This window comes from Vibrio eleionomae, from assembly GCF_009874545.1.
GTDB classification, from domain to species: domain Bacteria; phylum Pseudomonadota; class Gammaproteobacteria; order Enterobacterales; family Vibrionaceae; genus Vibrio; species Vibrio nitrifigilis.
This window is the reverse complement of record NZ_WEKT01000006.1, coordinates 143,390-150,775: the sequence shown is the minus strand read 5'-3', so window position 1 is coordinate 150,775 and position 7,386 is coordinate 143,390. Positions and strand designations below refer to the sequence as shown.

The 7,386-nt window shown below is 41.4% G+C and carries 6 protein-coding genes; all 6 read left to right on the top strand.

Features of this window, described 5'->3' with window-relative positions:
• Positions 1–1,106 (top strand): DUF2075 domain-containing protein (locus F9817_RS05980; RefSeq protein ID WP_161154035.1); only part of this gene is annotated, 1,106 nt, incomplete at its 5' end.
• Between the two features lie 198 nt (positions 1,107–1,304).
• A complete protein-coding gene (gene csrD, locus F9817_RS05975) occupies positions 1,305–3,305 on the top strand; it encodes an RNase E specificity factor CsrD (RefSeq protein WP_161154034.1) in 2,001 nt (666 codons plus the stop codon).
• Entirely contained in the window at positions 3,290–4,759 is a 1,470-nt protein-coding gene (locus tag F9817_RS05970) for a PilN domain-containing protein (RefSeq protein ID WP_202436355.1), read from the top strand. Before csrD ends, F9817_RS05970 begins: the two co-directional genes overlap by 16 nt.
• A complete protein-coding gene (pilO, locus tag F9817_RS05965) occupies positions 4,759–5,400 on the top strand; it encodes a type 4a pilus biogenesis protein PilO (RefSeq protein ID WP_161154042.1) in 642 nt (213 codons plus the stop codon). The genes F9817_RS05970 and pilO overlap by 1 nt, the downstream gene beginning before the upstream one ends.
• On the top strand, positions 5,393–5,710 hold the full coding sequence (locus F9817_RS05960) for an MSHA biogenesis protein MshK (RefSeq protein WP_329604822.1): 318 nt from the start codon (positions 5,393–5,395) through the stop codon (positions 5,708–5,710). Before pilO ends, F9817_RS05960 begins: the two co-directional genes overlap by 8 nt.
• Positions 5,711–5,724: 14 nt before the next feature.
• The gene (gene mshL / locus F9817_RS05955) at positions 5,725–7,386 is read left to right on the top strand and encodes a pilus (MSHA type) biogenesis protein MshL (RefSeq protein ID WP_161154033.1); all 1,662 of its coding nucleotides are present in this window, start codon (positions 5,725–5,727) and stop codon (positions 7,384–7,386) included.

Sequence of the window (7,386 nt, the reverse complement as noted above, 5' to 3'; positions counted from 1 at the left end):
GTTTTATTATTCACGGCGATGCAGGCACGGGGAAAAGTGTATTTCTTAATAGGTTATTTTTAGATTTACAAACCTATGCTCGTCAAAACAAGCAACATCCTTTGTTTGGTTTTGATAATTATCTTTTGGTGAACCATCCTGAAATGCTTAAAGCGTATAGAAATGCTACTGAGTCTGTTGCTCTGTTAAAAAAGAAAGATTATGAACGGCCAACGACATTCATTAATCGCATGCACAAAACAGGACAAAAAGCGGATATTGTGCTGGTGGATGAAGCTCATTTATTGCTGACAAGTCCTGATCGCTATAACCATTTTGCTCAGGATAACCATTTGGAAGAGATTTTAAATCTTGCTCGTTTGGTTGTGGTTATCTTTGATGAGAAGCAGGCTCTAAAAGCAAAGAGTTGGTGGGATATTAATGTATTAGAGAAGGTTGTTGGCAATGATTCATTTGATACTTATCGATTAACAAAACAGTTTCGCATGAATACGTCGATGGTTCATCAAACGTGGATTGAACAATTTTGCCAAAGGAACGTTTTACCGTTACCCAATGTTCAGGACGGTGGTTTTACACTCAAAATCTTCTCTGACGCTCAAGAAATGTATGAGCAAGTTAAGAATCATAATCAACATGATGGTTTGTCTAGGATGTTGGCGACCTATGATTACCCTTATCGACTAGATGGTAACGATTATTTTATAGAGGAAGGGCGCTTTAAATTACGTTGGGATCGAGCAAAGCCTCAAGCAAAAGATCCGTGGGCAGAGCGTCCAGATACGATTGAAGAAGTCGGCTCAGTCTATACAATTCAAGGGTTTGATCTCAATTATGTTGGGCTCATCTTAGGGCCTTCTGTTACATGGGATCCGATCGCGCAACGCCTGTTGATTGATCCTTTGAAGTATGAAGATAAAGCTGCGTTTAATGGATTAGGTCAACGTGATAATGCTGAGCAGATTAAACGACAAATCATGTTAAACAGTATTAATGTGCTGATGACTAGAGCGATCAATGGCTTATATATTTATGCGCATGATCCTTTATTAAGAGAGCATTTGCTTTTTCTTCAATCTTGTTCATTTAAAGCGATTATTGATTAATGCATTCTCGCAAAAACAGCATCTTGAGGTTGCTCGAGTATATAAATTGGTGAGTTTTTCATCATTTGTCACGGGGTGAAGACTTAAAATTATAAAAAAGCCGCTAAAATAGCGGTTTTTTTATATACTTACCTCATTCTTTCTTCAGCAGACTCAGTTCACCTCTTCACAAATGTACAGAAAAGGAATTCCATTTTCATGAGGTATACCCCAACGCTCAAGTTGAGTACACGTCTCGTTGCGTTTGTCACAATCATCGTGATCAGTGCCATGTTTATCTTATTTGTTGGTGGGACGTATTCTTTCCAGCGGTTAGGCCAAGAGTATCTTAATCATTATCTAGAAGGCATGGTCGATGTCCTTGATAAGGAGATGGATGATCCTGATGAAGTCTATTCGATGCAGCGTTGGATGCCACAAATGCTGCAAGCTAGTAATATCGTTGAAATGGAGCTTTCGTCAAAAGCGGGAGTGATTTATCGCTTTAAAGATACCTCTAATAAAGTGTCACCTGAACGTTTGTATCAGCAAACGTTGCCACTAAAACGGCACAATGGATATCACGTTAAGTTCAAAGTGGTGCCTCCCTATAATGGGTACAGTTATTCCATGGGGGCGATGTGGTCGATCACTCTTGCTGTTGCATTTATTGTATTTTGCTTAGTGCAAGGGGTGAAATGGCTCAAAGAACAGCTTATGGGGTCGGAGTTATTAGAAGAGCGCGGTCGGATGATCCTCGCGGGTCAGGTTGAACGATTTGCCAAAGGTGATGAGCGCGAATGGCCATATACGGCAAGTGAAGCTCTCGATTTGTTGATTGAAGAACTACAAGATGCTCGCCAAGAGCGTAGTCGTTTCGATACCTTTATTCGCAGTCAGACTTTTCTGGATCAGCTAACAGGAGCAGCGAATCGGGTTTTATTTGATAATAAGCTGGAAGCTACGTTGCAGGAAAGTGGTGCTCACGGTGGCGTGATAATGTTGCGCATCGATGAAATTGAAGCCGCGAAAGAAGAAAATGACAAACAAAGTGTGAATAACTTAATCGTTGATGTTGGGCAATGTTTATCAAATGTATTATCGCGCTATCCTGATGTCATACTGTCCCGTTATTACGAGTCTATTTTTGCTGTTTTTCTTCCCCACCAGGCATCCAAGGATGTGGCATATGCCGCATCGCAATGTCTCAAATTGGTTGAGCGTATTACACCGCCTTCTCCACTCGATAAAGATAATTGGTTTCATATTGGCGTCACTATGTATACCGAAGGTGAGCGTCGTGGCAGAATCATTAATGAAGTGGAAACGGCACTTAAAAATGCCCAATTACAAGGTATCAATTCTTGGAGTCGATTTAAGAAATTGTCTAAGCCGCAAGATGAGCGGGGCAGTGTGCGGTGGCGCACTTTATTTGATGAAGCATTGAAACCCAATAATATCTTGTTATATCAACAACCTTGTTATGTACTGACCGATAATGGGGACCTACATGTGGAACATCGTGAAGTTTTCTCTCGAATTGACGATCCGCAGCAAGGAGTGATCAAAGCTTCTCGTTTCAGTGCAGCATTAGAAATGGTTGGATATGAACCGTTTATGGATCGGTCAGTTTTTTCTCGGATATTAGAATTTTTACAACACAACTCATCAAAAGACCACTATTCTTTAAATTTACATGTACTTCCATTTGCTGATCGACGTTATGTTCGGTGGTTTAAATTTGAACTAATGCAACTTCCTCTTGATATGCGACGTAGATTATCGTTTGAGTTTTCGGAAGGGCACTTAGTTCAGCATTTAGATTATATGCGTCCTGTCTTGCGCATGATTTCTGGTCTCGGATACAAAGTAGTGGTAGGGCAGGCTGGCCGAACAATTGTGAGTACCCATTACTTAAAAGATATCAAAGTCGACTTTATCAAGTTGCACCGTAGTTTGATTAAGCGTATCGATCAACGTCACGAAAATCAGCTATTCGTTCGCAGTATGCTTGGCGTATGTAGCGGAAGTGAGACGAAAGTGATAGCGGTTGGGGTCGAAGAAGAATCAGAATGGAAAATGTTACAGACGCTCGGGGTAAATGGTGTTCAAGGACGTTTATTTGACGAAGAACGTCCGCTGATTCCAGGCAAACTGAAGAAACGGAAAATGGAATCATTAGTTAAACCTGGGCGAAGGAATAGGTGGCGAACGAAGTAATGATAAAATTTGAAGATTGGAAAAATAAATTTAAGTTCTCTTTCCGGACTGAAAAAAAACCGCCCATTTATGCGGTTGTTCAGCCTAGTGCTTTGTATTTTTCCAGTCATGCAAATGTTTCTCTACCAGAGCGTTACCCACTAGACGAAAAAGAAGTTGCTCCTACTTTAGTTAATGCACTGATGACGGCAGGAGTAAAAGGAGCAACTGTCGATGTTATCCTTCATTCTCGTTTGTATCAGAGCTATCAAATTGATAAACCAGCTATCCCCGCTAGTGAATGGCCCTCCGCATTACCCTTTCTTTTAAAAGATCTTATTCGCGACAAAGTGACCGAGGTTGTTGCTGATGCTCATGAATTGCCAGACAAAAGCAAAGTTCAGTCCTATGTAATGAGTAAAAAGTTAGTTCTGGAACTTAGTGCTCAGTTAGAAACTATTGATTGCGAGCTAGGACGAATTATTCCAGAGCAAGAAGTATGGGCGCTCAGTGGTGGTGAAACCGCTAACTTCCTGTTACTGCAAAAGAGTGCTGGTGGTGATTTCAAACTTGAAGCCTTTTTTAAACAGCAGTGTATTTTTCAGCGTACCTTGCGCGGTATCACCTCTCCTATTACTGGTCGCTCTGCATCTGTTTTGCAATTGGATGGCTTAGCTTTAGAGTTGCAACGATCTGTAGACTACCTTTCGTCACAAATGAAAGGAATGCCGCTTCATTTACTTAAAGTGTGTTGTGACGAAGAAGATAACGAAGAAGTGGTTAAGGCTTTAAATGAGAGATTAAGTGTTAAGTCGTCGTTATTAAATTCCGAAACTGAGTGGGCTGGGCAGGTACTGGCTTTGGCCGTCGATCGGCTCTCTGTTGATTCGATCAACCTTTATCAAGATCATCTTAAGCCAGAAAAAAACTATTTTACCTTAGCTAATGTGGGAATTGGGTGGGCGGCTATTGCCTCTGTATTCCTGTGCATATTTGCTTTTGAGTATTTCCATGGTGTTTCACTGCAGAAGGAATTAAAAATTACTCAGCAAACTGAAACCCAGTTAAAAAGTGAAAGGGATACGTTAAAGAAAGAAGCCGTCAGCCATCAACCTTCTCCTGAAAAGCTTGCGGCAATCAGTCGGCTGAAGAAAGAGATTGAATCCAAAAAGGCGTCAATTGGTGCCGTTGATACGATTGAGAAATCTAAGCAAATAGGCTATTCCGGTGTTATGGCTGGTTTGGCCAAACTGTCTAATAAAAACATTTCGTTATCGGAAATTGAAATAGATAACAATCAACTAAATATCAAGGGTTTTGCTCGTAATGCGGAGGCGGTTCCCGCTTGGATTGCCGAGTTTAAGCAAGAGTTACATTTGGTGGGTAGAGCGTTTGAAAAAATGCAGATAGCACGTAATGAGAAAGGGATTGTCACGTTTGAGTTGAGAACTAAGCATAAGCAGGAGTCTAAATGATGAAAGAGCGCTGGCTAGTTCTCTGTGACCATTTTGCTAATCGATCCATGCGAGAGAAAGTGCTGATTGTGCTCAGTGGTCTCGTGGTCATCTGCTTGTTGATTCAAACGGTTCTCATTGATCCTCTTTTCCAAAAAAACAAGTTGATAGAGCAAAGAATAGCCGAGGCGACTAAAGTTAATCGAGGGTTGATGAGTGAGATAAATCTTCTGCAAAAACAGTTATCGGCTAATCCTGATATTGAAGTTGATAAACAATTTGATAGTTTGCAGCAGCAAAGTCAGCAATTATCAATGACGATTTCTCAAGTGATCGATGGCATGGTTTCGCCGTCACAGATGGCAAAGCTGTTAGAAAGTGTTTTAGCGAATGGCAAAAAACTTAATTTAGTGAGCCTAACATCATTGCCTGCCAAGCCAGTTGGAACGAATAAAGCGGATAACAGTTACTACATTCATCCGGTAAGAATTGAACTAACGGGTCAATACTTCGCTATCCAAAGTTATTTATCTGCCCTGGAAAGCTTACCCGTTAAGTACTACTGGCATAGTTTGAAATATACAGTGGAAGACTATCCTCAAGCTAGATTAATACTCGTGGTATATACGATAGGTTCGCGAGAGGAGTTTATCGGTGGCTAAATTCAGCAGTATGGTCGGAATTTTTTTCTTAATACTTGTTACTCAGGCATGGGCGGAATCTGATCCAACCAAGCCACTGGCATGGATGCAGCCACAACAGCAGCAAAAAGTGGTCAAAAAGCCACTGCCCAAGCTGGATAGTATTATTTGTACGACACAATGCTCTGCGGTTATTGGCGGAGAAGTTGTGTCATCTGGAGATGATATTGATGGTTATCGAGTGAGACAAATCGAGTCGTCAAAAGTTGTTATCGCTCGGGGAAAGCAACAATGGACACTTGAATTATACTCTCAAGATATAAAGCAATAAGGTATGGGTAGCGCATGCGTAAATTGATTATCGGAGCCATGGTCTGTAGTTTACTTGGATGCTCAATGGGACATCGAGATCCGGTAGAGATAAAGCAGGCTCTCAATACAGCTGTCGCGGATAGTAAAGATCAGCGATTAGCTACCTTACCCGATTCTGTTGAAGCAGATTTAATGCCTGGACAATCTCAGCTCGAGGTTGATGAACCTAAACAGCTCAAAAGATTTCGTATTAAAACGGATGGTGTTGAGGCCAAAGCTTTTTTTACCAGTCTGGTGAAGGGCACGGATTACAGTGTGGCGATACACCCCGATGTCTCTGGAAAAATCACAGTTAATCTATCGGACGTGACTTTGGATGATGTTCTTAATGTGGTGCGTGATCTTTATGGTTATGAAATCGATAAAGTAGGCAAGGTCATCCAGATCTATCCTGCGGGGTTGCGTACAGTCACTTTACCTGTTGATTATTTACAATTTAAGCGATCAGGACGGTCTTTAACCGCCATAAATACTGGGACGATTACAACCAATGGATCGAGTTCGAGTTCTAGCTCAAATTCTTCATCAAGCTCGTCATCCAGTTCAACAAGTTCATTGTTGAGTTCAGGAAACGATACCGACAATTCAGGCAGCAATAGTAGCTCCTCTTTAAGTGGTGGCACCGAAATAGAAACGACTAGCCAAAGCGATTTCTGGGGGCAATTACAAACAGCGATTACTCAGTTAATTGGTTCTGGTCGAGGTCAGAGTGTCGTGGTTTCCCCGCAAGCCGGTGTCATTACAGTTAGAGCTTATCCTGAACAGATTCGTGAAATTCGTCGTTTTCTCGGGGTTTCAGAAAAACGCCTTCATCGCCAAGTTATCTTGGAAGCAAAAGTGTTGGAAGTCACGCTCAATGACAGTTATCAACAAGGTATCAATTGGTCTAATTTGTCCTTTGGCAACAGTAAAGTGACTTACGGTGTCGATGGCGATACTTCTCTGCCTGGCATGGATACCATTGGTAATTTGCTCGGAGGGGCGACTAGCCTATCTATTTCTGATGGCAGTTTTTCTGGTGTCTTGAGTTTTATGGCGACTCAGGGGGATATTAATGTGCTATCCAGCCCTAGGATTACCGCTTCGAATAATCAGAAAGCAGTGATAAAAGTCGGTACAGATGAATATTACGTGACTGACCTTACCAGTGAAGTTGGTGATGGGGATGATTCTGAAGCTGCACCTGATATTGAACTGACACCTTTCTTCTCAGGTATCTCTCTCGATGTTACTCCGCAAATTGATGACAAAGGCAATGTAATGCTGCATGTTCATCCTGCCGTTATTGATGTAGAAGAAGATTCGAAAGTCATCACTTACCAAGATCAACAAATAGAATTACCATTGGCAAAAAGTTCTATTCGTGAGTCAGATTCAGTGATTCGAGCCAAAGATGGAGATGTGGTTGTTATTGGTGGACTCATGAAAACAAATACCACCAATAAAACCACCAAAGTGCCATTATTGGGTGATATTCCAGGGCTAGGCCACCTATTTCGTAGCAAATCGAATGTTACGGAAAAAACAGAATTGGTTATTTTACTGAAACCAACGGTGGTTGGAGTGAATACTTGGCAGAAAGAACTAGAACGTTCACGAGATATGCTTCAACAATGGATTCCTGATGAGAAGTAA

Excerpts from the sequence above, each read along its gene's own strand:
- pilO (WP_161154042.1), top strand. The coding sequence starts at position 4,759 with ATGAAAGAGCGCTGGCTAGTTCTCTGTGACCATTTTGCTAATCGATCC.
- mshL (WP_161154033.1), top strand. The coding sequence starts at position 5,725 with ATGCGTAAATTGATTATCGGAGCCATGGTCTGTAGTTTACTTGGATGC.
- csrD (WP_161154034.1), top strand. The coding sequence starts at position 1,305 with ATGAGGTATACCCCAACGCTCAAGTTGAGTACACGTCTCGTTGCGTTT.